Source organism: Parabacteroides sp. AF18-52, from assembly GCF_003479145.1.
Taxonomy (GTDB): domain Bacteria; phylum Bacteroidota; class Bacteroidia; order Bacteroidales; family Tannerellaceae; genus Parabacteroides; species Parabacteroides faecis.
This window is the reverse complement of the sequence record NZ_QUGR01000002.1, coordinates 133,411-155,317: the sequence shown is the minus strand read 5'-3', so window position 1 is coordinate 155,317 and position 21,907 is coordinate 133,411. Positions and strand designations below refer to the sequence as shown.

16 protein-coding genes and 3 tRNA genes are annotated in these 21,907 nt (G+C 42.5%); 9 read left to right on the top strand and 10 right to left on the bottom strand.

Going from position 1 to position 21,907, the window contains the following annotated elements; translation table 11 throughout:
• Nucleotides 1–71: 71 nt before the first annotated feature.
• On the top strand, nucleotides 72–329 hold the full coding sequence (locus tag DWX23_RS04390) for a type II toxin-antitoxin system HicA family toxin (RefSeq protein ID WP_122373577.1): 258 nt from the start codon (nucleotides 72–74) through the stop codon (nucleotides 327–329).
• 11 nt (nucleotides 330–340) lie between these two features.
• A complete protein-coding gene (locus tag DWX23_RS04385; RefSeq protein ID WP_122373917.1) occupies nucleotides 341–679 on the top strand; it encodes a type II toxin-antitoxin system HicB family antitoxin in 339 nt (112 codons plus the stop codon).
• 119 nt (nucleotides 680–798) lie between these two features.
• On the opposite strand, the gene DWX23_RS04380 is transcribed toward DWX23_RS04385, so the two are convergent.
• From DWX23_RS04380 to pyrE, 7 genes are all read right to left on the bottom strand, one after another.
• Nucleotides 799–871, bottom strand: a tRNA-Gly gene (locus tag DWX23_RS04380).
• Nucleotides 872–886: 15 nt separating this feature from the next.
• Nucleotides 887–971, bottom strand: a tRNA-Leu gene (locus DWX23_RS04375).
• A gap of 19 nt (nucleotides 972–990) precedes the next feature.
• Nucleotides 991–1,063, bottom strand: a tRNA-Gly gene (locus DWX23_RS04370).
• Between the two features lie 67 nt (nucleotides 1,064–1,130).
• Nucleotides 1,131–1,589, bottom strand: a complete 459-nt coding sequence (locus DWX23_RS04365) for a (2Fe-2S)-binding protein (RefSeq protein WP_122373576.1) — start codon at nucleotides 1,587–1,589, stop codon at nucleotides 1,131–1,133.
• A 4-nt stretch (nucleotides 1,590–1,593) separates the two neighbouring features.
• Nucleotides 1,594–2,931, bottom strand: a complete 1,338-nt coding sequence (argH, locus tag DWX23_RS04360) for an argininosuccinate lyase (RefSeq protein WP_122354695.1) — start codon at nucleotides 2,929–2,931, stop codon at nucleotides 1,594–1,596.
• An 11-nt stretch (nucleotides 2,932–2,942) separates the two neighbouring features.
• On the bottom strand, nucleotides 2,943–3,353 hold the full coding sequence (locus DWX23_RS04355) for an SRPBCC family protein (protein WP_122354651.1): 411 nt from the start codon (nucleotides 3,351–3,353) through the stop codon (nucleotides 2,943–2,945).
• Nucleotides 3,354–3,369: 16 nt separating this feature from the next.
• Nucleotides 3,370–4,008 carry an orotate phosphoribosyltransferase gene (pyrE, locus tag DWX23_RS04350; RefSeq protein ID WP_028729716.1) on the bottom strand — a complete coding sequence of 213 codons (639 nt, stop codon included), beginning with the start codon at nucleotides 4,006–4,008 and terminating at the stop codon, nucleotides 3,370–3,372.
• A gap of 1,309 nt (nucleotides 4,009–5,317) precedes the next feature.
• Here pyrE and DWX23_RS04345 point away from each other — a divergent pair.
• Both DWX23_RS04345 and DWX23_RS04340 read left to right on the top strand, forming a co-directional pair.
• Nucleotides 5,318–8,752: a DUF6383 domain-containing protein gene (locus DWX23_RS04345; protein ID WP_147382520.1), complete on the top strand. Its 3,435-nt coding sequence runs from the start codon at nucleotides 5,318–5,320 to the stop codon at nucleotides 8,750–8,752.
• Between the two features lie 746 nt (nucleotides 8,753–9,498).
• Nucleotides 9,499–12,720 carry a DUF6383 domain-containing protein gene (locus DWX23_RS04340; RefSeq protein WP_122373574.1) on the top strand — a complete coding sequence of 1,074 codons (3,222 nt, stop codon included), beginning with the start codon at nucleotides 9,499–9,501 and terminating at the stop codon, nucleotides 12,718–12,720.
• Nucleotides 12,721–12,930: 210 nt separating this feature from the next.
• On the opposite strand, the gene DWX23_RS04335 is transcribed toward DWX23_RS04340, so the two are convergent.
• From DWX23_RS04335 to prmC, 3 genes are read right to left on the bottom strand one after another with little or no spacing between them, the layout of a single operon-like run.
• Nucleotides 12,931–13,617 (bottom strand): ComF family protein, encoded by a 687-nt coding sequence (locus tag DWX23_RS04335; RefSeq protein ID WP_199673217.1) that lies wholly within the window; start codon nucleotides 13,615–13,617, stop codon nucleotides 12,931–12,933.
• Nucleotides 13,601–14,089 (bottom strand): regulatory protein RecX, encoded by a 489-nt coding sequence (locus DWX23_RS04330; RefSeq protein ID WP_122373573.1) that lies wholly within the window; start codon nucleotides 14,087–14,089, stop codon nucleotides 13,601–13,603. Before DWX23_RS04330 ends, DWX23_RS04335 begins: the two co-directional genes overlap by 17 nt.
• Complete coding sequence (prmC, locus tag DWX23_RS04325) at nucleotides 14,077–14,934, bottom strand: peptide chain release factor N(5)-glutamine methyltransferase (RefSeq protein ID WP_122354667.1); 858 nt, start codon at nucleotides 14,932–14,934, stop codon at nucleotides 14,077–14,079. Before prmC ends, DWX23_RS04330 begins: the two co-directional genes overlap by 13 nt.
• Before the next feature lie 54 nt (nucleotides 14,935–14,988).
• On the opposite strand from prmC, the gene ribD reads away from it, so the two are divergent.
• The 5 genes from ribD to bamA all read left to right on the top strand — a co-directional run bounded on the left by ribD (nucleotide 14,989) and on the right by bamA (nucleotide 21,797).
• Nucleotides 14,989–16,053 (top strand): bifunctional diaminohydroxyphosphoribosylaminopyrimidine deaminase/5-amino-6-(5-phosphoribosylamino)uracil reductase RibD, encoded by a 1,065-nt coding sequence (gene ribD / locus DWX23_RS04320; protein WP_122373572.1) that lies wholly within the window; start codon nucleotides 14,989–14,991, stop codon nucleotides 16,051–16,053.
• Between the two features lie 64 nt (nucleotides 16,054–16,117).
• A complete protein-coding gene (locus DWX23_RS04315; RefSeq protein WP_199673215.1) occupies nucleotides 16,118–17,548 on the top strand; it encodes a DUF6242 domain-containing protein in 1,431 nt (476 codons plus the stop codon).
• 81 nt (nucleotides 17,549–17,629) lie between these two features.
• The gene (locus DWX23_RS04310; protein ID WP_122373570.1) at nucleotides 17,630–18,349 is read left to right on the top strand and encodes a DUF6089 family protein; all 720 of its coding nucleotides are present in this window, start codon (nucleotides 17,630–17,632) and stop codon (nucleotides 18,347–18,349) included.
• 8 nt (nucleotides 18,350–18,357) lie between these two features.
• On the top strand, nucleotides 18,358–19,101 hold the full coding sequence (locus tag DWX23_RS04305) for an isoprenyl transferase (RefSeq protein ID WP_122354675.1): 744 nt from the start codon (nucleotides 18,358–18,360) through the stop codon (nucleotides 19,099–19,101).
• A gap of 14 nt (nucleotides 19,102–19,115) precedes the next feature.
• The gene (gene bamA / locus DWX23_RS04300) at nucleotides 19,116–21,797 is read left to right on the top strand and encodes an outer membrane protein assembly factor BamA (RefSeq protein WP_122373569.1); all 2,682 of its coding nucleotides are present in this window, start codon (nucleotides 19,116–19,118) and stop codon (nucleotides 21,795–21,797) included.
• Nucleotides 21,798–21,907 lie beyond the last annotated feature (110 nt).

The window sequence follows — 21,907 nt, the reverse complement described above, 5'->3', positions numbered from 1 at the left end:
TTGTGTTAAATCGTGAATAATAGAATCCTTGTAACTATTTAATAGTTACATTTGCCAAAAAGATTTACCAAATGGGAACTAAGGAAAAATTAATAGAACGTTTTAAGACTTTACCATCGGATTTTACATTCGATGAACTGGAGAAGCTTTTGAAGTGTTTTGGTTATGAAAAATCAAATAAAGGTAAAACTTCCGGGTCGCGAATGATTTATAAGAATAAAGATAAACGTCCGATCATGCTACATAAGCCACATCCGGGAAATATTATTAAGGCATATGCAATGAAGCAGGTATTAAATGATTTGATTGATGCAGGATTTATAAAATGAAGGAGGCTACGATGAATACATTAACTTATAAAAATTATATCGGTTCCGTTAATTTTAGTGAGAAAGACAATGTCTTCTTTGGTAAGGTAGAAGGTATCAATGCTCTTGTTAATTTCGAAGGGGAGAGTGTAGGTGAGTTAAGGAAGGCTTTTCAAGAGGCTGTGGACGATTATCTGGCTTATTGTGAGCAAGAGGGAGTCGAACCCAATAAAAGTTACTCAGGCTCTTTAAATGTACGTATTTCTCCTGACATACATAGTAAGATTGCGATGCTGGCTAAACAAGCAGGTCTTTCTATTAATGCTTTTATAAAGGATGCTTTAGAGAAACAGGTAACATCTTTATTATAAGAATTAATTAAGATACAGAATGGATAGATGATAGGGCCTCGCTTAATGCGGGGCTTTTTGGTAGTATATTAAATAAAAAGCCCCGATATTGCAAGCAATACCGAGGCCTTTTGGAAGCGAGCGAAAGACGGGACTCGAACCCGCGACCCTAACCTTGGCAAGGTTATGCTCTACCAACTGAGCTACTTTCGCAATTAAATCAAACTGTACTCGAAGCGGGACTTGAACCCGCACAGCCGCAATGGCCAAAGGATTTTAAGTCCTTCGTGTCTACCGATTCCACCATTCGAGCATCCCTTCTCTTAGAGATGAGCGAAAGACGGGACTCGAACCCGCGACCCTAACCTTGGCAAGGTTATGCTCTACCAACTGAGCTACTTTCGCATTGTTTCCGTTTGCGTGTGCAAAGGTAGACTATTTTTCTTTATATGCAAACAAAATAGGAACTTTTTTAATAATTTCTTATCAATAAAGTCTTATCTTTTTGATTGACATGGTATTGCTGTAAGACCTTAGTTGCCGGGCCTTCTATGGGATTACCCAGTCCATTTGATATGTCATACTTACTTCCGCATTTAGGGCAAACAGCAAAGGTACCATCTTGTACTTCTACTGTTACATTTGAAGATGCTTCATAAGGACAAGCTGCATCGAAAGCGTAATAGACGTTTTGAGAACCTCCATTATTGCTGAATCCATTGTATACAAGCACACCGCCTAGCCCAAAGTTTGCTTGGTACTGATTCGTGTTTTCTTTTGTAAATATTTTATGAGCCTGAGAAGCTTGAAGTCTCCATTCTGTATTGAGATTGACTTCAAAATAAACAGGATAGAGACCTAAACTTGGCTCAATAGTTTTACTGCACGAGAGAACCATAAAAGTAAGAAAACAAAAAAATATCCTTTTCATATTATTATGCTAACAGCTCCTTTTCAGCTTCGTTTACTTTACTAAACGAGAAACCGTCAATAATATTTTGCATCAGAGCAGAAATACTGTCATTGCATAAATTACCGATACTACCTTCGTGTGTATGGCTAACCTCCTTATTCGGAGTGAATTTGCCCGCTTCGATGTTCAAACCCACCTGTTTGTAAGCGTCGCGGAAAGGAACACCCTCCAGCACGAGGCGGTTTACTTCCTCTACGCTGAACAACAGAGCATATTTGTCATCTTCCAGGATATGTTCGTTCACCTTCACTTCGCGCATCATATGCGTTACCATGCGAATGCAATCCTTCAGTTCGTCGAAAGCAGGCAGGAACACCTCTTTGATGATCTGCAGGTCGCGGAAATAGCCCGATGGCAGGTTGTTGCATATTAAAGTGATCTGTTGAGGCAATCCCTGTATCTTGTTACATTTTGCCCGTGTCAGCTCGAATACGTCCGGATTCTTCTTATGCGGCATAATACTCGAACCTGTCGTGAACTGGTCGGGCAACTTGATGAACCCGAAGTTCTGGCTGTTGAACATACAAGCATCGAACGCCAGTTTTGAAAGCGTTGCGGCGATACCCGCCATTGCGAAAGCCACCGTACGCTCCATCTTGCCACGTCCCATCTGCGCATAGACCACATTGTAATCCAGTGAATCGAAACCCAGCAGATTGGTTGTCATCTGGCGGTTCAGCGGGAACGAAGAACCATATCCGGCAGCCGAACCCAACGGGTTACGGTTGCAAACCTTATAAGCCGCCTGCATCATCTGCAAATCATCCGCCAGGCTCTCGGCATACGCCCCGAACCACAGGCCGAATGAAGAAGGCATCGCTATCTGTAGATGCGTATACCCCGGCATCAGTATATCCTTGTAACGGTTGCTTTGGCTGATCAAGACCTCGAACAGGCCGTTAGTCAGCTCTACCAGCTCCTGTATCTGCGCACGTGTGAACAGTTTCAGATCCAGTAACACCTGGTCGTTGCGCGAACGTCCGCTATGTATCTTCTTGCCGATATCGCCCAAACGACGCGTCAGCATCAGTTCCACCTGCGAATGGACATCTTCCACGCCCTCTTCGATCACGAACTCGCCGCGGTCGGCCACGGCATAGATGTTTTTCAGCTCGGCAAGCAGAACCGTCAGTTCGTCTTTTGCGAGCAACCCGATACTTTCCAGCATCGTTATATGAGCCATCGAGCCAAGAACGTCGTATTTAGCGAGGTAGAGATCCATTTCACGATCCTTACCTACGGTAAATGTTTCGACTTCCTTGTCTACCTGTACATTTTTTTCCCAAAGTTTCTGAGCCATAATGCGGAGAATTAATAGGGCAGGGAGGCAATCACAGTTGAAATCTTGTCGAGAGCGTCCTGCAACGGTTTTGATACCATCGGTTTGATAAACGGATTCAGATCGGCGCGGATCGTCATTTTCAATCGCGTGTCGGCTTCTTCCACCTGTTTCAGTTGAATCCACAGAAAGAGAGGGACGGGCGAGTTGGTTGTAGTAAATTTGATTGTTTTGTTCGGTTCGCGTTCTACGATCTCGAAGCGTATTTTACCTACGGGATCGACAGCGAAGCTACAAGAGTCGCTGTCGAACTCGAAGTCTTTGATCTTATCTTGTGGAATGCGGTCCTTAACCCGTTCCAGATTGGAAAGGTCGGACAGCATTGCATAGACACGATCCTCGTTATAGGGGATCGTTTTGATTTCACTTACAAATTCTGTCATCCTGTGTCGTTAAAAATTAAGCTTCAGGATTCCAGTTAGCAGGATCTTTGCGCCATTCCTGCAAAGTGGCGATTTCCGATTCGTCGATATAGTCTGTGCGTACAGCTTCTTCGATAACGGCGTCGTAGTTGCTCAGTGTAGTCAGCGTAACTTTTGCATCCTTGAATTGCTGTGTAGCAACAGGGAAACCGTGAGTAAAGATGGCAACCATACCAACAACATCGCAACCGAAGTTACGTACGGCCTGTACAGCTTTCAAGCTACTACCGCCTGTTGATACCAGGTCTTCGATAATTACTACTTTTGAACCCGGTTTCAGTTCACCTTCAATAAGGTTTTCCAATCCATGATCTTTCGGCGTTGCGCGGATATAAACAAAAGGCAGTCCAAGCAGATCGGCAACCAATGCACCCTGTGCGATGGCGCCTGTGGCAACTCCTGCGATAGCATCTGCGTTCTCGTATTTTTCGCTAATCACACGTGCCAGTTCCAATTTGATGAAACTACGAACAGCCGGATAAGAAAGCGTTTTTCTATTATCACAGTAGATCGGTGACTTCCAGCCCGAAGCCCATGTAAACGGATTTGCCGGTTGTAATTTAACGGCTTTAATCTTTAATAATTTCTCTGCAACTAATCTTTCCAGTGTTTTCATACAATCCTACATATATATTTATATCAGTTTGCAAAAGTAGGCAAACTGAATGAGATAACCTTATAGAACCCGAAAAAAATGAAGGTTTAAAAAGATATTTTTGAAAATAAAAGGCTACCGGTCAGCTTCTAGAAGAAGTTCGGCCGGTAGCCTGTCGGGGATGGCGGTTAATAGAAGCAATCTTCTTAATATTTTATCAATTTTGAATCATCAGGCATGTATTTTACCTGCTACATACGAGAACTTATCATGCACGTTTCAGCCTTCAGGGTTCTCCTGTCTTTAATAATCATAGTTTAATCCTGAAGGATGAAAATGTAATGACATGTTTTATTCTCCTTTCAGGGTAATGCATTATAAATCAATATTGTAAAGTGGCTGAAGGCTGAAAGGTGACTCTATGGAGCTCGCTTGTAGAAGCTATTTTGGGTAGTTGCTACAGTCATTTCCAGTAGTTGCCGTAGTCCTGAAAAGTCGTTGCAGCACTCATTTCAAATGGCTGCCTACCCGTTCTGAAAAAGACGTAAGCTTTTCGACAAAAAGACGTAAGCTTTTTCTCTGGGGGGCGCCGACGTTTGTGAGCTTTCAATGCTCAGCGTAAAAAGCTGGATCGTTATCTTTGAACGTGAATATTATAATGTACGTGTGTTCGGTAATGATCCTGCAGGAGACCTGCGTCCGCGGTATCAGCCGCGCGAGTGTATTTCGGATGTTGAAAAAAGCGCAGGAGTATGGATTACTGGTCTCATTAGGAGCTGGTTGTTACCAGAAAACGGATCCTGGCAAAAATATCGTATTTTCAGAAATAGGATAGAGATTTTTGAGACTTTTGAGACTCCGCACTATTTTTGTTCCGAAAACAGCTTTTTCTCCGATGGGTTACTATCGGCTCCAAAATCACTAGGCATCGGGGTTCTGACGCATAAGCACCGATTTGAAGGGTATAGGCGAAAAATGCTTGATTTTACTTTGTCGAAAAAGTGCTTGTAGAGTATGATTATTATTGATTGAAGGAACAGAAAGTAGTGACTAAAAAAATCGTTCCTTTTTTCTCGCCAGCAAAATTACGACATTCTTTTAAACCACCAATGTTTTTACAAATATTTTTTCTTCTCTTATATTCTTTCTTATCAACATAATAGCAAAGTTAGTACAAAATTCCTCTTTTTTTCCACGAAGTGAAAAGAGGAGCAAAAATGTGGCGAGAAAAAAGGAACGTTTAATCTAGTCATTTAACAATTGATGACATTTAAACGGGGTTATAGATAGGACTTTTATAACACTATTATTAATATTAAATTTATTGATTATGAACAAAAAGTTTTTTACTTTGATGGCTGCCGCCCTGGTAACCGGATCAGTAGCTGCACAGAATTATGATGCAGGTACTGATTTTGAGTATCGTCTGGGTGCTGGTGACTATACAAAAATCGTTACTGGCGGTTCAACGAATCCCGCATTTAACGGTGCAAATCTTGTTACAGGTGCTACTTTTAGCAAAGATGTGAAAAAGATTAACTCTAATTACTGGTATCAGTTGGAAGTAAGCGGAAATACTGGATTTAATACTGGCGCTGCATTTGTATTGATTCAGGAACGCAACAGAGAGACTGGTAAGATTTATTTACGTATTGTTGAGAAATTAGGAACTTCTTCAGCTCCTCTGACTGCTTCTCTATGGAAGATCAAATACAGTGAAGAAGATGGTGTAAGCGGTGGTAAGTTTACTTTCGTAAACAAAGAAACCGGTTATGAATTATCTTACGATCAGATTTTGGCTGTAACAGGTAATGTAGAAGAACTGGGTAAAGGTGTTGCTGATTGGAACTGGTATATCAATAATGATAACGGTGATGATGCAATGGACTTTTCTACTCTTTATTCTGTATATGCAAATAAAGAAGGCAAAAAGAAAGTCATGTATTTGAAAACTGCAACAGCAACTGATGCAAGTGAAGCAATCAATACGGCTTTAGTGACTGAAGGTTACAATTGCCAGATTGATGGTAATGCCGCTCCTGCAACATCTTTGGTTGCTGTTACTATTGCAGATGCTACTGCATCAGCTCCTACAGATGGTTTGAAGATCAAACCGGTTGTGGCTGCTCCTTTCTTTATGACTAAAGAAGACTTCAATAATCGTTTGGATTCAGACGGTAAAGGAAACTTCAAATTCACGGTTGAAGAAGAAAACGTGGTAGGCGCAGACGCTTTGGAACAGGAATTTGTAGCTGTAGACGGTTTGGTATCGACTCCTGAAACAGCTTTTGGCAGTGATGATTATAAGTACTTCAATTTGTCATTCAAGGCTGGTGCAAATTATTTGCAGATCAGTACAGAACGCTATGAAGAAAATAAACTTCCGAGTGTATCTCCTAGCGTGAAAGTAATTGCTGCAGCTGCTCCGACAGGTGGTAATTATTTGAAAGCACGTGCAATGTTCCGTGCTACTTATTTCCCGACAGAAGATCGCGTATTCATCGAACCGTTGAATGCAGGTATTATGACAGATGAGGAATATAATAAAAAAACAGCGTTTGCTGATTGCGTTGCAGCAAAAGAGTTTACTCAAAAAGGTGTAGTAAGTGCATTAAACGCTGGTGGTACTCAGCTTACATCTGCTAACTCTGTTAAAAATGCTGGTGTAGATGATTATACAGAAAAATCTGTTTCTTTTACAACTGTAAAATTGTCAGATGGTAGCAAGGTTATTACTGTAGCTCCGGCTTCTAAAGACGGTTTTGCTGTTACAACTTCTATCGAACAGTCATTCTCATATCTGAAACGTGTTGCGTTTGATTCTGACCTGAAGACTATCAAAGTTGGTGACGAATATATCGTATGCAACTTCAATGGTAAAATGCAATTGGATGTTCCGACAGACAATCAAGATTACAACAACATGCCTGCCACTATGTGGACAATCGAGAAAAAAGGCAACGAACAAGTAATTGTTAAGAACCGTGAATTCGGCAAGACTGTATTCGAAGGTCAACTTTATGTTGATACTGACGGTAAATACTTCGCTATTAATAAAACTGAAGCAGGTGATTTGACTGATGGTCTTTTTGCTGGTGCAAAATTGAACAACCGTGTAGCCTACACTATTGATCCTGTTACAGCTACAAATGCTTTGACAAAAGCAGATCATGGTTATTATGATGCTGGTGATAACTTGCTGGTTAAGAAATTTACATTCGAACTGAATGATAACCTGGTAGATGGTCACTTCCTGAACCTGACTAACGATAAGTTCTTCGTTCCGACTAAGGGTGAAAAGAGTCACTATGAATTTGTAGAAGCTGCTGACGGGGCTGTTACATTCGGTAGCCAAGTTGCAGAACTTCCTGCTTTGTCAAGAAAAGCATACAATGTAAAAGTATTGGATGAAACATTGGTTGACAATGACAAAACTTGGATTTACCAGGTAATTGAAAATGGCAAGCCGACTTACTATAAAGCTATGACTGAAGCTGAAGCTGATGCTGCAACTCCGAAACTGAAAAAAGCACGTTTCTTCTTCAAATCTGACGAAGTAATGGGTGAAAATAAAACAGAAACATATGTATTGATCAAAGCAGACAACGATAATAAGTCTGAAAGCCAGGCTTCTTTGGAATCTACAAGTAAATTGGCTTATGATGACTTGAACAACATTCCTAGCGAACCGAGCACAACATTTGCTATTAAGTTGGCTGATGTACAGTTGTATCGTGATTTGACTGCTGAGAAAACTGTTAAGTTCTTCCTGAAGAGAGGTGCTGCTAATGAGTATCTGTATGAAGGAAATGGAACTGAAACATTCGGATTCCTAGGTTTGACTTCTGAAGGTGTTCACCAGGCTGAAGGTTACAATCCTTCAATGGCTTCATTCAAGGTTAGCGATAATGGTGGTATCATGCCTGAATTCTTGTTCGCTGTTGATACAGCAACTGTAAAAGATGGTTTCTACTGTCCGATCCATGGTTATGAACTGACTGATCCTTGTGGACATGCAGAAGAATACAAAGGTTATATGACTGGTCGTTTCTTGGTCAACATGAAGAACTCTACTAAAGACTACAAGTTTGAAAGCTATGACCGTCTGGGCTTCATAGAAGGTATTTTAAGAGATGGTAAACTGTATATTTTGTCAGAATATGATCCTTTGAATGAGAAAACAGCACTTACTCTGGATGAGTTGAAGGTCGCAGAAGAAAAGGGTGGCGTTATTGATCCTGTTTACTTTGATACAGAAGATGACATGAGCTTGACTCCGGCTGTAATGGGTTCTCCTTATACATTCTCACTGCGTCTGATTGACAGAGAAGACGAAGAAAACTTCTTCATCGAATCAGAACGTACAGCTGTAGGCTCATTCAATGGTGGATGGATTAAAGTTCAGAACGGTTGTCCGGTGATTGCACGTCACAATACAGTTGGTACTTCTGAAGACCATGATGATCACACAGGTTCTATTGACGAAATCATGCGTGATGCTCAGATCTTCTCACTGTCTGAAGGTGACGACGTTCCTACTTCAAACGAAGCTATCGACGCTGAAAGCACTGTTAAGGTGGTAGCAGTAAACGGTGGTATCCAGGTATTGAACGCAGCTGGTAAGACTGTAACAGTTACTAATGTATTAGGCCAGACTGTAGCTAGCACAGTAGTTTCTTCTGACAACGCAACAATCGCAACTCCTGCTGGTGTAGTAGTTGTAGCCGTTGAAGGTGAAGCAGCTGTAAAAGCTATCGTAAAATAAGAAATATTTATAATCAAAATAATTTTAAATTGTTTACCGCGAGGTGTCATCGGACTCCAATTACCCTGTGAAGGTGAACAAGCGGTAAATATTAATACTAAAGTAATGAAATAAAGTTCTTCTGTTCCACCTCTGTGAAGAGTGAAAACAGACAAAACAAAGCCCGGTAGGATTAACCTGCCGGGCTTTCGTTGTTTATTCGCGGTGTGAAGTATTGTTGGCTTAATTTATGTAAAAACTTTTTGGGGCGTTTTATTTATCGGGTGGAGTATTCGGCTTGTTTTCTTATGATGAAAAAGTAAAGGATTCTGATCTTTTTTTACTTTTTGCCTGTATTGATAGGAAAAATGTCATATTACTACGTACGTGTGCGTACACTAACGTAATTATATCAATAATTCGAATAAAGTGATATTTGTGATTTATGCTTTGATTTACAAAATCTAGGTAGTATATATCTTGTGACTAAAGAAAACGGTCCTTTTTTCTCGTCACAAAAATACAACAATCTTTTTAACCGACAATCTTTTATCCAATCTTTTTTACCGTTTATATCACCTTTCTTATCAGGATGATAGAAAAATAAGGACGAAGTTATCCCTTTTTGATATGAAATAAAAACCGGGCTCAAAAAATGACTAGAAAAAACGACCGTTTAAACTCGTCATTTAACGAATATCAACGGTTGAGAGGATTTTATACATTAACTTTTAGTATAGTAATATTATTAATTAAATTTATTGATTATGAACAAAAAGTTTTCTACTTTGGTAGCCGGTGCTTTGCTGCTTGGTTCCGTTTCCGCCTATGCACAGGTGAAAGCGGATAAGGTGACAGAGATTGAAAAGGGCTATTATGTGCTTTCTGGTGAACAGATTACTGAAACTGATGGTAGTAAGTCTGTGGCTGAATTTTTCAAACTGGATGATGGTAAACTCGTTAAAGTGACAGGTGATTTAGATGCTGATTACAATCAGTCACTATGGACTATTGCCGCAAGTGCCTCCAATTCAAACCACTTTACATTTGTAAATAAAGCTACTGGTTTGACTATCTCTTTTGATCCGAAGAACGCTGTAGCTGCAGATGACGGAGGCGCAGTAACTGCTCCGGCAGTTGCTACTGATCCTAGCTTGGTTGTTACCGGTGTTAATATGGCATGGGCATGGGTTGCGAACTCGGCAGATGCAACAGGTTTAGCCGATGTGAAAGGTTTAACTTATGCAATCGACACCGACTCGACCATGGCGTTAGGCGTAACGAATATTAGCGGAACAGATTATGTGTATGCTTATAAATACGCTAATAAAAACATGGGTAGCTTGGGTACGACCAATGCTGATATTCAGGCTGTAAAACCGACTTCAGTTGTTATGAAAGCTGACGATCTGAATGTTTTGACAGATGCGACGAACGGTGATTACTTCACAATGACCCCGAACAAAACACCATTGTTCGTTGATGCGATCAGCGGCGTGAAATTTCATGCAGAAGATGGTATTTCAGGTTTTGTTACATTAAAAGAACTCGGTACACAAAAGTACTTACGTGTGGACACGGCTGTTCATGCTGCAACTGGTCTGAATGAAAATAATTTATACCAGTTGGCTCGTAAAGCATTGAAGACCGGTGAAGATGCGTCAACTCTGGTTCCGAATAATTTCAAGATCGAAAAAGATCTGTTTAGAGACAGTGTTTTCGTTTCTATAGCGAAAGTAAATTCAAGATTCACTTATGATGAGACTCCTGATGTTGATGGTTCACATTGGTATACTGCTTTGGCTAGCGGTACTCCTTATGAGTATTGCACATTGTCGAGTATTCTATTGACACCGACGACAGAGGTGATGACATTTTATTCTCCTGAAACTCCGACGTATGCTACATTAGCAAAAGAAAACCTCCTTTTCTCTGTGTCTGATGCTGCAACGGCAGTAGATAGCAGAACTTCAATCGCAGATGGTTTGTATTATATCAGAAATGCAAAAGGTCAGTACCTGGCATCTCCGATCTACGATAATGGTGATTTGGCTGAATGGGTTACTGTAAATGCTGACGAACAGAATGTGGCTCATATGCCGGCATACCAGTGGGTCGTTTTGAAAGACAATATTACTGAATATGCGAAAGACAAGTCTACTGTGACATTGACAAACCGTGAGTTTGCTAACGATGTTAATGCTCCGGCTATACAGTTGTATAAGAACAGTGGTGCTACTTATTATTCTGTGGCAAGTAATATCTCAATGAGTGGCGTTAAGGCTATCGACTCAAAAGACTCTCTGAACTTCATTCAGATCACTGACCTGACTGTTTTAGGTGATAGTTTGCTTGGTTACAAAAATTTTGACAGCAACGATTTGAAAGTAAATCGTTATACATTCAACTACTTTAACCCGTATGTAAGCGATAAGTATATTGGCAAGTCTACGGATTCGCTGTTGGTTGTTAAAGACAATATTCAGCCGTTCGTAGTGAACGCTGTAGGTACTATCGCTAATTATGGTTATACGGTAGCAAATGCAAACGGTCGTATCAGTGGTTTGAAGCAATTACGTCGTCAGGCTTATCAGATGACTGTTCCTGCTGCTGATGGTAATTTGAAATTCGGTGTAGATGCAGAAAACCAATACGCTATTTCTGCGGATCCTGACTTTGATCTTGTAACATTCTTCTTCAAAGAAAATAATGATGTACAGAGAACCAGCGACGAACAGAAAAATGATTTCTATACATTAGTAGTTAGTGCTAATCCTTTAGAAATTAAAGCCGGTGTTTCTGACGAAACTCAGGATGCTACTTTGAAAGCACAGTTGATCGCAGAAGCCAGAACTTCTTCTTTCCTGATCTCTCCTTATGATGCTCCTCTCTATCGTCGTTTCAACACGACTCTGGAAGGTGCGGTAGCCGGTGACGGTCCTGATACTGTAAGATTCGTTGAACAATATCGTAAAGAATACCTGCAGATCGAAGGTAACGAGAACTTTACTCACAAAGGTATCGACTTCCTGGGTATCTACACAGACGCGAAAGCTCCTTCCGGATTAGCGTTTATCGTTGATACGGCTTGGGTGAATCGTGGTGCCGGTTATATCAAACCGCAGTATCTGATCTCTATTGAACGTACTGATAAAGCGGCAACTCCGGGTGTGCCTTGTACTGAAACAGGTAAGCATTATGATAAAAATGGAAAGGAAACCGATGCAGAACATTGTGGTCATGCTACACCTGCTGTTCCGGGCTTCGAATTCGGAAAATATCTGGTGAATTTCAAAGACTCTGCTGCTGTAGCCGGTAATGAAGAAGTTTACGCATGGAAGAAATATATTCGCGCTGGTTTCGTGAAAGCGGCTCATGTAGGTGACAGCCTGTATATCCTGAACGGTATGTTTGCTGACGTTACTGCCAAAGATTTTGATCCTGCGGCTGTTCGTGAAGCAGTTAAAGCCGGTAAATATTCAGCCGACTATATCGTTAACCTGAGAGGTGACCGCCATAAAACGGTGACCTGGTCTTTCCGTTATCTGAATCCGGCTAAGGCTGCAACGGACGATAAGAGATTCCTGATCGAATCGATCGCTGTGAATCCTGCAGACGAAATCGCTCCGGTGAATGCGAACTGGTTGAAGATGCAGAACGGTTGTCTGGTTCTTTCTGACGACGATTCTAAGTTCGATCTCTTTACCCGTGATGACGATGCTTTGATCTTCGACGTAGAATATAAGGCAGATGACGAAGTGGCAACAGATGCTGTTACTCCTTCCGTATCTACGATCAGTGTAACTGCAACAGAAGGTGCTGTTGTCGTTAAGGGTGCACAAGGCAAGAAAGTGGCTATCAGCAATGTTCTCGGCCAGACTGTAGCCAGCATGCTGATTACTTCCGACGAAGCTACTATCGCTGCTCCTGCTGGTGTTGTGGTTGTTGCTGTCGAAGGCGAGGCTGCTGTGAAAGCGATTGTAAAATAAACAGACAATTATTTAATCAAATAATTTTTCAATACTGCGCAGCTTTTTATATGAGCTAAATACCCTGCGACAGGAGAACAAGCAGTATTAGTAATACTAAAGTAATAAAAATAAAGTAACTCTGTTTTATCTCTGTGAAGAGAGAGTGCAGGAGAAAGCCCGGTCAGTAACTCTGTCGGGCTTTCTGTATTTATAGTTGTTTGCTGTTTTTCAGGCAATCGCTACAGCCAGTATGCTTACCCGTACTCCGGGCACGGTCAGTAAGGCTTCGGCACATGCTCCGATGGTCGAACCGGTGGTGATGACGTCGTCTATCAGGAGGATATGTTTGCCTTCCAGTTCTTTCGGGGCGACCACCGAGAAGATATCCTGTACGTTCTGCCAGCGCTCGTAGGTCGGTTTGTTTGTCTGTGTGTCTGTCTCTTTGATGCGGCGGAGGCTGGTGGTATCTATGGGGAGTTGCAACAGGCAGTTCAGTCCCCGGGCTATCCATTCGGATTGGTTGTAACCGCGCTTTTTCTTTTTTCTGGGATGAAGCGGGACGGGAAGGAGCAGGTCGGGACAGTCTGACTGGATGGCTTGCCGGTAATGCAGACCTGCCATGCGTCCCAGCCGGAAGCCGATCTCACGGTTGTCGTGGTATTTCAGGGAATGGATGAGTTGTTGTACGTGGCCGCCTTTCTCATAACGAAGGAAAGCGGTAGCCCGGTAAACGGGAACTTTTCCTGCGAACAGGAATGTAGCAGGATTCTCTTTCAGGAAATCGTAACCTGTACGGGGAAGGTCGCAAAGACATTTCAGGCAGATATGTTCTTCCCCTCCGACAAGAGGAGTCTGGCATATCATGCAAAGTTTAGGAAAGAAGAGATTCAGCAGGTCATTAAAAATCTTCCTCATAATCGTTACCGTTGAATAATTGTTTCAGGCAACGGGAAACTTCGCGGTTCTCAAAACCACGGCCGGCGGCAAAACGGAGAAGTTTGATGTAAATATCCCGGTCGTCTTTTCCTTTGGTCGACTTCTTTTTCGCCTTTAGCAACGATTGGAGGATATGGGCATATTCTGTTTCATCTATCCCTTCCAACGCTTCTGTACGTATGGCGGCGGGGATATTTCTTTTTTGAAGTTCGTAAGCGATTTTGATGCGTCCCCATTTGTTGAAACGGAACTTATCATTCACAAAGTAGCGGGCGAACCGGTGTTCGTCGATGAACTTTTCCTGAAGCAGGCGTGCGATGATGCGTTCGCCTTCCTCCTGAGTGAGTCCGGCAGCCTTGATCTTTTTCTGTACGTCCTGGATGCAACGTTCGGCTGTCGAACAATAGGTGGCAGCACGGCGTAACATTTCTGCTTCGGTTATCTGTTCCATGTCTGTGCTTTTACGAAGCGGTCTTTGCCGGACAGGTCCTGTATCAGTTCTACATTTTTGAATTCCATCATGCGCAGCATGTTCACGACGGCTTCACCCATCTGTGCGTTTATTTCGAAATAGAGATACCCTTTTTTCTTCAGTTTCTGTTCGGCAAAACGCGTAATGTTGTTATAATACAACAGAGGATTGTCGTCGGGGACGAATAGGGCGAGCGACGGTTCGTAGTCGAGCACGTTTTTCTCCATTTCCGATTTTTCCTTTTCCATGACATAAGGGGGATTGCTGACAATGACGTCGAACTCCTCTTCTATGGAATCGGCTGTTTTGGAGGGCTGAAGAATATCTTTTTCATAAAACGTGAGCTGCACACGGTTGAGCCCGGCATTCTTTCGGGCGATTTTCAGGGCCTCGGGTGAGATGTCGAGTGCAGAAACCTGCGCTTTGCTCAATAATTTTCTTAACGTGATAGCGATGCAACCACTTCCTGTGCCTACATCCAATATGTCGATGCTTTTTTTCGCATAATCATGTACGATCAGCTCGACCAGCTCTTCCGTTTCCGGACGCGGGATCAGGACAGACGGGTCTACCAGAAACTCGAATCCGTAAAAGTCGGTTTTGCCGAAAATATACTGGATCGGTTCATATTTTGTCAATCGTTCTACGATATTATAAATTTGTGTCTTTTCCTTATCGGATAATTCTTTATCTTTGCAGAGTAAGAATTGATGCGGCTGGATATCGCACACGCGCTCCATTATCAAGCGAATGAAAGCTTTAATTTCACTAAGCGGATAATAGTCTTTAAGCGTATCTTGTATGTAGGCGACAGTCTCGGTCATAAAATTGTAATTTTAATGCAAAAGTAATGCAAAAACCATTTATAAGCAAAGAAAATGGTCGAGGTTGAAAATAAATATATGGCTCGCTGTATTTCATTAGCCCGTGGCGGAGCGGGTTGTGTGGCACCGAATCCGATGGTAGGAGCCGTGGTTGTACACCAAGGTAAAATTATCGGAGAAGGTTATCACCGGAAGTATGGCGAAGCGCATGCCGAAGTGAATGCAATCGCTTCGGTCCGTGATGAGTCTTTGTTGAAAGAGGCTACCATGTATGTTAGCCTGGAACCCTGTTCGCATTATGGGAAAACACCTCCCTGTGCCGAACTGATCATAAAGAAACAGATTCCGCGTGTGGTGATCGGGTGTCTGGACCCTTTTCCGGAAGTGTCGGGAAGAGGGGTGAGGATGCTCCGGGAGGCAGGCGTGGAAGTGGTGACCGGCGTAATGGAGAAGGAAGCCTGGGAGTTGAACCGGGTGTTTATGACTTTCCAGGAAAAACGGCGCCCTTATATTTATTTGAAATGGGCGCAGAGTGCGGATGGCTTTATGGACCGCCTGCGGACGGATAATTCGTCGCCGGCTGTCGTGTTGTCTTCTCCGGAGACTATGCGCAGGGTACATCGTTTGCGGGCGGATGTGGCGGCTATCATGGTCGGGACACAGACGGCTTTGCTGGATAATCCTTCGTTGACGGTACGTCATTGGGCGGGAAAGTCGCCTGTCAGGGTGGTACTCGACCGGACCTTACGTATTCCGTCTCATTATCATTTATTCGACGGAACGGTAAAAACGTTGGTTTTTACGACAGTAGCAGATGCGATAAGCCGAGAGAATGTGGAATATGTCACCATTGATTTTTCACAACCGGTTTTGCCGCAGGTGATGCATGAGTTGTATATCCGTAAATTAAATTCCCTGATGGTGGAGGGGGGAGCTACGCTTCTCGGCCATTTTCTAAAGGAAGGTTTATGGGATCAAATGTTGGTTGAAACAGCCCCTGTCAGTCTGGAATCGGGTGTGAAAGCTCCGGATCTGGATAGGGTGGCCTCTCTGGTACTGACGGACGTGAAAAAAGTGCAGGATCATGTAATCTCTATTTTTTCAAGGAAGAATCAGTGAGCGAAGTAGTTTAATGGAACTAAAATATTATAAATATTAGCCGATATTGGGAATAAAGCAAAAAATGTTTCTACTTTTGTGGCTTTATATGCAACAAACTTATTTTTGGATGAAAAATAGAATAGTACTATTTGTAGCGGGATGTATTGCATTGTTTCTGTCTTCTTGTCTGAATTCAGACGATCAGGAGTATGATGTACCTAAGGATTGTCAGTTGACATCTTTTTATATAAGTCATGACTCCATACTGGGAGGAGAGTTGGATACAGTGAAGTTTGTGATCGATCAGGTAAACGGAAAGATTTTTAATCCGGACTCTCTGCCTTTCGGTACGGAAGTAGGGAAAGTCGTTTGTAAGGTAACGAATGGCTTAGGGTTGGTTTCTATCGAGGTGACACAGGAAGCGTTGCCGGATTCTACCTTTTATTGGAATAAAGAAGATTCGTTGGACTTCTCCAAACCTGTTCAATTTGTGACAAAGGCTTATGATGGTCTTTCATCAAAGGTTTATAAAGCTTGGGTTAATATTCATCAGGTGGTACCTGATTCTATGACCTGGGAGCTATATACAAGTAATGTACTTGGCTTCCCCGTAAAAGAACAGAAAGTCATAACGTGGGGTGAGGAAGGTAATGAGTACTATTATATGTACGCACAAGCAACTGATGCAAGTAAAGGATATTCATTGCATAGCTCTTCAGTTTCGAATGCCAGAAGCTGGACGGATATGACTTTGAATGGTCTGCCTGCCGGTGAAGTCCGTCTTTCACAGATGACTGAATACGGGGATGCATTGTATGTGCCGACAACAAAAGGTGCGCTTTATCGCTCTGTCAACGGACAAGACTGGACGATTGTAGAGCAGACTTATTCAATAAAGGCTTTATTGGGAGCGGTCAATAACGAAAAAGGCTTGGGACAGTCTTCTTTCCTGTCTGCCATTGCTGATAATAACGGTACATTGGACTTTATTTATATGAATAAAGACCTGGAATGGAAAGCGGGTGAAGCTGTACACGACGGATTCCCGGTTAGTGGCTTTGGTTCTTTGGCTTCTTATTCTTCGGGTAGCAAACAAAACAGTCTGACTGTTGTTGCCGGAAAAGATAAAAACGGAAAGTTGCTCAATTCTGCCTGGGGAACCATGAACGGTGGACAGTGGGTATTGCTGACTGATCAGGAATCGGATTATTTTGATAAGAGAGAGGGTGTTCTGCTTTCTGCTTATGATGATAAATTCTGCCTGGTAGGCGGTATCGACGAGGCTAATAAAGCACAGAAAGATATGTATTTCTCCAGAGACGGTGGTGTGACATGGATTTTATCGGACACATTGGCTATAATGCCGGAAGATTATAAAGCACGAGGTTTTGCATCCGTTTTAGTGGATAAAGATAATTTCATGCTGATTTTCGGAGGAAAAGAGAATAATAATGCGAATGATCTGGATCAGATCTGGAAGGGTCGTATAAACCGTTTAGGTTTTAAGGATTAATAAAGTTCGTGGATGGTAGTATAATTTTAAGAAGGTTTTACCGTTAGAAAAAGAAGTGTAGTAACATAACAGCATTGTAATATGACTTCAACTTTTTTTCAACGGGTTCTTATACTGATACTGCTGGCCGGTTCATTTTCCGGTCTCCACGCACAGGAATATAAATATGAAATAGGCGGAATGGCCGGGGGCGCCTTCTATATGGGAGATGCCAACAAGAATGCTTTCTTTAAAGGAATGAATCCGGCAGTGGGAGCAGTATTCCGCTATAATGCCAACTTCAGATGGGCTTTTAAGGCAAATCTGATGTGGGGGCAGGTTTCGGGTAGCACGGAAGGACTGGAAAATGTTTTTCCGGACAATGCGCAGGCATCGTTCAGCCGTAGCCTGGTGGAACTGGGCGGACAGATGGAATTTAACTTCTTTCCGTACAGTGATAAATTTGATTATGCAGGAGCGAAGCGCTTTACTCCGTATGTATTCCTGGGATTGGGAGTTACATACGGCACAGGAAATGAAGCGTTTTTCGGACCGAATATCCCGTTAGGGGTAGGCGTAAAATATAAGATCAAGAACAGGATTAACCTGGGTTGCGAGTTCTCTTTCCGTAAATTGTTCGGAGATAAATTCGATGTTACGAACGGAGATAATGCAATGTTGGATAATCCTTATCAGATAAGCGGCAGTTTTTTGAAGAACAAGGATTGGTATTCATTTTTACTGCTATCTGTTACCTGGGACTTCGGTCCGCGTAACAGGCCATGTAATAGTATAAACAGTAACAGTACGTTTAGATACTGAGAAACACTATGTCATTGATAGAGGAAATAGACAAAAATCGCTTGCCGCAACATGTGGCGATTATTATGGATGGAAACGGACGTTGGGCCAAAGCGCAAGGGAAAGACCGGAGCTATGGACATCAGGAAGGTGTTGTTTCTGTTCGTAAAGTGGTAGAGGCGGCAACGGCTATTGGGCTGAAATACCTGACAGTGTATACGTTTTCTACAGAAAATTGGAACCGGCCAGAAGAAGAAGTGAAGGCATTGATGAGTTTGCTTGTCTCTGCTATTCATCGGGAGACCCCGGATTTGATGAAAAATAATGTACGTCTGATGGCGATCGGTAATCTGGACCGTCTGCCGGAAGATGCACACGCTACGTTGCTGGATTGCATCGAACAAACTTCTGCCAATACGGGGACTACTCTGGTATTGGCTCTTAGTTATTCATCCCGCTGGGAAATAACAGAAGCTGTCAAACAGCTCGCTATTCTTGTAGAGGAAAAGAAAATAACCCCCAACGATATAACCGAGGCAGTTGTCTCGGACCACCTGACGACTAAAGGCATTCCCGATCCGGATCTGTTGATCAGGACCGGAGGAGAAAAACGCATCAGTAACTTTTTGCTGTGGCAATGTTCGTATGCGGAGTTCTACTTTACCGATGTCTTTTGGCCGGCATTCAGAGAAGAAGAGTTGTATGAAGCTATATTGTATTACCAGCAACGTGAACGCCGTTTCGGTAAGACAAGTGAGCAATTAATCTTATAAACAATAGCTGTTATATGTACAAAAGAATAGTGCTGTTTTTTATTTTCCTAGGTTTTGCCTGCGGAGCATTTGCCCAGGAAAGTGACACTACCCAGGTTGAAGCACCGGCAGAAGTGCCGGTCATTGATTATTCGTTAGCGCCGAAACGGTATAAAATTGCCGATATCAAGGTAACGGGTATTAAAAATTATGATGATTTCGTGTTAATCGGTTTCTCCGGACTATCGGTCGGTGACATGGTCACTATTCCCGGTGATGAGATTACAACAGCGGTAAAGCGTTTTTGGAAACACGGATTGTTCTCGGATGTAAAAATCCTGGCAACCAAGATTGAAGGTGACGAGATCTGGCTGGAGATCCAGTTGAAGCAACGTCCCCGTATATCAGAAGTAAATTATCATGGTATAAAGAAAGGGGAACGGGAAGACCTTGAAGCCAAGTTGGGCTTGAAGAAGGGTTTCCAGGTAACTCCCAACCTGATGGACCGTGCAAAGATCGTTATTCAGAAGTTCTTTGACGGCAAAGGTTTTAAGAATGTAGACGTCGATATTGTACAACGTGATGATTTGTCCAAAGAGGGCGAAGTGATCGTCGATATCAATATCGATAAGAATGAAAAGACGAAGATTCATCGTATTTACTTTGAAGGAAACAAGGCTTTGTCTAACAGGGACCTGAAGAAGGCGATGAAAAAGACGAATGAAAAGTTCAGTATTCCGAACGACTGGAAGACCAGTATCCTGGAAGCATTCAGCACGAAGAAGTTCACTACGGAAGAATACGAAAAAGATAAGCAGAACATTATCTCCAAATATAACGAACATGGTTATCGTGACGCGGTATTGCTGGCTGATAGTGTTGTGAATTTTAATGAGAAGAAGGTCGATATCTTCCTGAAACTGGAAGAAGGAGACAAATATTATCTGAAAGACATTCGTTTTGTGGGTAATACGCAGTACGCTTCTGATTATCTGGAGGCGATCCTCGGAATGAAGCCGGGTGAGGTGTATAACCAGAAAAAGCTGACGGAACGTTTGTCGACAGATGAAGATGCTGTATCCAATGTCTATTATAATAATGGTTACATATTCTTTAGTGCCGATCCGGTAGAAGTAGATGTGGATAACGACTCTATCTCTTTGGAAGTGCGTATTCAGGAAGGTCCGCAGGCTACCATCAATCGTGTGATCATTAACGGTAACGACCGTCTGTATGAAGATATCGTGCGTCGTGAGCTTCGTACCAAACCTGGTATGTTGTTCAGCCGTGAAGATTTGATGCGTTCCGTTCGTGAAATTGCCCAGATGGGGCACTTCGACCCTGAAAATATGGAACCGAAGCCATTACCTGATCCTGAAAACGGAACAGTGGATATCCAGTATAACCTGACATCAAAGGCTAATGACCAGATCGAATTCTCGGCCGGTTGGGGACAGACAGGTGTGATCGGTAAGTTGAGTCTGAAGTTTACGAACTTCTCTATGAAGAACTTCCTGAATCCGAAGACCTATAAAGGTATCATTCCGCAAGGTGAAGGCCAGACTTTGACATTAAGCGGTCAGACCAACGGACGTTACTATCAGGCATATAGTATTTCATTTATGGACCCATGGTTCGGAGGTAGACGCCCGAATACGCTTTCCGTAAGTGCTTACTTCTCTAAACAGACTGATATCAGTAGTAACTACTATAATAATAGTATGTCTAATTATTATGGTAGTGGTTATGGTTATCCTTATTATGGCGGCTATGGTGGTATGTATGGCGGTTATGGCGGCAGTTATGGTTATGGCGGGTATAACAACTACGAATTGGCATACGACCCAGATAAGTCGATCATGATGTTCGGACTTTCTGCCGGTTACGGTAAACGTTTGAACTGGCCGGATGACTACTTCCAGTTTATGGCTACATTGAATTATCAGTTGTATATGATGCACGACTGGGCATACTTCCTGGTACAGAATGGCAATTGCCATAATATAAACCTGGAATTGATGTTGCAGCGTAACTCTATCGACAACCCGCTGTATACTCGTCGTGGTTCACAGTTCTCTTTGTCTGTCAGTGCAACTCCTCCTTATTCTTTATGGGATGGAAAGGATTATGCAAACATGAGCGATAATGACGAAAGTAAGTTTAAGCTTATCGAATACCATAAGTGGAAGTTCAAAGCAAAGATCTTCTCTCCGTTGGCTCCTTCGGCAGTTAAGCGTACACCGGTATTGATGACCCGTGTGGAATACGGCTTCCTGGGATCTTACAACAAACATAAACGTTCTCCGTTCGAAACCTTCTATATGGGTGGTGACGGTATGAGTGGATACTCCAGCACATACGCAACGGAAACGATCGGTTTGAGAGGTTACGAAAATGGTAGTATCGCCGGTAACGGTGGATATAGTTCTTACGGTTATGCTTACTCCCGCCTGGCAATGGAGTTACGTTATCCGTTCTTGCTGGAACCGTCTTCTACGATTTACGGTCTTGTATTTGCTGAAGCCGGTAATGCTTGGAGAGATTTGAAGAGCTTTAATCCGTTTGACTTGAAGCGTTCCGCCGGTGTCGGTGTTCGTATCTTCCTTCCGATGATCGGTTTGATGGGTATCGACTGGGCATACGGTTTCGACAAGGTCGATGGTTCACGTAGTGCTGGTGGTAGTAACTTCCACTTCATTATTGGACAGGAGTTCTAATAAAAAACAATGGATTAATCTAAATTTAACAATTCATCGTCAAGCGTTAACCATAATTCGTTGGAACAAAGTAAACCCTCCGCTATATTTGTAGTCAGAGAGTGAAACTA

Excerpts from the sequence above, each read along its gene's own strand:
- DWX23_RS04315 (WP_199673215.1), top strand. The coding sequence starts at position 16,118 with ATGTTTCTACTTTTGTGGCTTTATATGCAACAAACTTATTTTTGGATG.
- DWX23_RS04310 (WP_122373570.1), top strand. The coding sequence starts at position 17,630 with ATGACTTCAACTTTTTTTCAACGGGTTCTTATACTGATACTGCTGGCC.
- ribD (WP_122373572.1), top strand. The coding sequence starts at position 14,989 with ATGGTCGAGGTTGAAAATAAATATATGGCTCGCTGTATTTCATTAGCC.
- DWX23_RS04365 (WP_122373576.1), bottom strand. The coding sequence starts at position 1,589 with ATGAAAAGGATATTTTTTTGTTTTCTTACTTTTATGGTTCTCTCGTGC.
- DWX23_RS04340 (WP_122373574.1), top strand. The coding sequence starts at position 9,499 with ATGAACAAAAAGTTTTCTACTTTGGTAGCCGGTGCTTTGCTGCTTGGT.
- argH (WP_122354695.1), bottom strand. The coding sequence starts at position 2,931 with ATGGCTCAGAAACTTTGGGAAAAAAATGTACAGGTAGACAAGGAAGTC.
- DWX23_RS04335 (WP_199673217.1), bottom strand. The coding sequence starts at position 13,617 with ATGAGGAAGATTTTTAATGACCTGCTGAATCTCTTCTTTCCTAAACTT.
- bamA (WP_122373569.1), top strand. The coding sequence starts at position 19,116 with ATGTACAAAAGAATAGTGCTGTTTTTTATTTTCCTAGGTTTTGCCTGC.
- DWX23_RS04305 (WP_122354675.1), top strand. The coding sequence starts at position 18,358 with ATGTCATTGATAGAGGAAATAGACAAAAATCGCTTGCCGCAACATGTG.
- pyrE (WP_028729716.1), bottom strand. The coding sequence starts at position 4,008 with ATGAAAACACTGGAAAGATTAGTTGCAGAGAAATTATTAAAGATTAAA.
- DWX23_RS04385 (WP_122373917.1), top strand. The coding sequence starts at position 341 with ATGAATACATTAACTTATAAAAATTATATCGGTTCCGTTAATTTTAGT.
- DWX23_RS04330 (WP_122373573.1), bottom strand. The coding sequence starts at position 14,089 with ATGGAACAGATAACCGAAGCAGAAATGTTACGCCGTGCTGCCACCTAT.
- DWX23_RS04345 (WP_147382520.1), top strand. The coding sequence starts at position 5,318 with ATGAACAAAAAGTTTTTTACTTTGATGGCTGCCGCCCTGGTAACCGGA.
- prmC (WP_122354667.1), bottom strand. The coding sequence starts at position 14,934 with ATGACCGAGACTGTCGCCTACATACAAGATACGCTTAAAGACTATTAT.
- DWX23_RS04355 (WP_122354651.1), bottom strand. The coding sequence starts at position 3,353 with ATGACAGAATTTGTAAGTGAAATCAAAACGATCCCCTATAACGAGGAT.
- DWX23_RS04390 (WP_122373577.1), top strand. The coding sequence starts at position 72 with ATGGGAACTAAGGAAAAATTAATAGAACGTTTTAAGACTTTACCATCG.